3 protein-coding genes are annotated in these 2,557 nt (G+C 25.3%); all 3 read right to left on the reverse strand.

The genetic code is table 11. From position 1 onward, the window contains the following. Positions 1-17: 17 nt before the first annotated feature. Genes OO775_RS08355 through OO775_RS08365 form a run of 3 tightly spaced genes read right to left on the reverse strand, consistent with a single transcriptional unit; the run spans position 18 to position 2,459 of the window. The gene (locus OO775_RS08355; RefSeq protein WP_264846629.1) at positions 18-1,466 is read right to left on the reverse strand and encodes a hypothetical protein; all 1,449 of its coding nucleotides are present in this window, start codon (positions 1,464-1,466) and stop codon (positions 18-20) included. Between the two features lie 5 nt (positions 1,467-1,471). Continuing rightward, the gene (locus OO775_RS08360; RefSeq protein ID WP_264846630.1) at positions 1,472-2,029 is read right to left on the reverse strand and encodes a YIP1 family protein; all 558 of its coding nucleotides are present in this window, start codon (positions 2,027-2,029) and stop codon (positions 1,472-1,474) included. Between the two features lie 4 nt (positions 2,030-2,033). Then, positions 2,034-2,459 carry a stage II sporulation protein M gene (locus tag OO775_RS08365; RefSeq protein ID WP_309297245.1) on the reverse strand — a complete coding sequence of 142 codons (426 nt, stop codon included), beginning with the start codon at positions 2,457-2,459 and terminating at the stop codon, positions 2,034-2,036. Between the last annotated feature and the right edge of the window lie 98 nt (positions 2,460-2,557).

Raw genomic sequence — 2,557 nt, forward strand, 5'->3', positions numbered from 1 at the left:
ACATTTGGTTTTGCCGTTTAATCTTGGTACTGAAAATATTGGTAACTTTTTTGGCTATTTATATTTATTTCAATAACATTTTCAGAGGGAAGATTTTCCATTTTATGCAATAAATCACTATTTGAAAATTGGGAATTATTTGAACCTTTTATTTCTGTTAGTAACAACCAATTTTTGTATCGTCCTGAATTTGTTTTTCGTAAAGGATATTTTCTTTTTAAAACTACCTCTTGTTTTTCATTTTTAGGAGAAAAAATGCGAACTCCATCCTTTTGGTACATAAATGGATATGTAATAGGTTTTAGTTCGTTATTTTTATAAGTTAAAGGTTGATAAATTACAAAAGGTTCTATATTTTCAAAAATAAGTTTTCTATTTTCTATTTTTCCTTTCCCAACGGGAAACCAATCATACGATGTAAAAATCCCCAAAAAAATATCATCTGAATCTAAATTATTTTCAAATGGCAACTCTACCTTATTGTTCCCAAAATATTCGTTAGTAACGTCCTTTAAAAAAGGGTTATTTAGAGGGGAAGACGGATAGTTTAACTTCTGTTCAGATTTATTTTCTTGATAAGTCATTCTGTATACTTTTCCTTTTTTTAATTTATCAATAAGCATATTATCTCTATTTGCTCTATATTCCTCAAATAAAAAAGGTAAATATCTATTTGTTGTATCACGAACCACGTTCCATTGGTGCCCAGAATGATATTCAGGAGAAATGGCATATATATCAGAAGTTACAGGAATTCCTACTGAACGCATTATATAAATAGCTATATCACAAGCATCCCTACAAATCCCTATTCTATTACTAAAATGAAAATCTGCTCCCTGCCGTGGAATTACAAAATCATTGATAAAAAAAAATTTTTCTTTTTTAATATAATCAGATAATATATTACAAGCCTCTACTACATCTGTTCCTTTGTAAAGAGAATCTAATATCGGATTATATTTTTCATAATATTTTTTTCTCCAATAGGTTAAAGGTTCTTCGGCAATACGATATGGAAGGATTAACTCACAAAAATCTTCAAAAGAAAGATGTTTGTTCCAAGGTTTTTCTTCCCAAACTTTAAAAGCATAATCAATGTTTTCGATAAGTAATTCAGCTTTTATTTCTTTTATATCGTTTTTAATCTCATAATCAATATGTTTTTGCCAGTTAAGCCCTTTTTGCCTTTCTTGTTCTGTTAAATCCCATTGTTCAAAAATTTGAGACATCAAAGCTTTTATACTATCCACTTCTTTACTATTTGCATATTTATAATTGGGCATATTTTCAATAAGAAAAACAGTAGCTTTGTATTTAAGGCTATCGTTCTTATAATGATTAAGTACTTTTTCAAGCTCAATACGGTTGTTGCCTGCTTGTTGCAAAGCAAAACTTAACTTCTTGTTTTTTTCAGAACAAGAAGCAAAAAATAAGATGGTTAAAAATAATAAGAAATGTTTCATTTTATTTAAAATATCCATGAAAAAAAAACTGTTATTGCCCAAATAGATATAATTGGAATACTTATTACTATTATAGATTTCCAGAAAACTATCTTATACATTTCTTTTATCAAAAAACTATTTAATATATAATAAGGTATATAAGAATAATTAATTATTTCTATTGATATTTTAAAATACATATGATTTTGTAACACCTGAAAAGGCAAATCTTGTTCAAAATAATCTAAAATAATGATTGCTACAAAAATAAAAAGAGTTGGTATAAGATAAAAATATGATGAAGTATATAAAAATTTTGAAAAAGAACCCTGTCCTTCAAAAAGTAAAGCTGTTAAATGAAATAATAAAGACATTATTATCCATACTATTATTCCTGAGAAAAAAATAACTACATAGTTAATTTTTAGCATTAATGATAAGATACTATTCCTCTCTATTTCAGAAAAATAGAATTGATTTAACATATAAAAAAAGTAAGTTATCAAAAAACTATAAGTAACTATTACTAATATAGCATAGCCTTTTGGTATTTTTTGGATTTTTTCTATAAATTGTTGCATATTTTTAATTTTTAATAGAAATAAAAGCTTCTACATAAGCAGCGCATAAAATAATGATAAAAATAATAACAGATCCAGTTCCTATTATTTTATAAAAATTAACTTGTAAATTTTTTCCTTTCACTAAGAGAAGAATATTCCATGCTATATAAAAACCTAATGCTCCTGATAGCATAAAACCAATAATCTCAAAACTATGAGGTAATGTTTTTTCTACTATTTGAGAAATTGAAAACCCTGCTTTATATACAGAATAAAATATATGTGCCGAATAAAAACCATTTATTAAAAGATTAAATAACGTTACTATCCCCAATAAAACTCCCCCTAATATATTAATCAAACATCCTTTTATGTTATTTTTGAAAATTAAAATAAATACTTCATATTTATTTCCTTTTTTAGCTTGTTCTATAATTCTATACTCTATACTATTCTATAGCATAAGATTTTTCCGTTTTTATATAATTTAGATTTGTATATCCGTAATTAAAAATAAAAATATATTTGCCTCAAAATCAATAGTTA

It is taken from the genome of Capnocytophaga catalasegens (assembly GCF_026005215.1).
Lineage (GTDB): Bacteria > Bacteroidota > Bacteroidia > Flavobacteriales > Flavobacteriaceae > Capnocytophaga > Capnocytophaga catalasegens.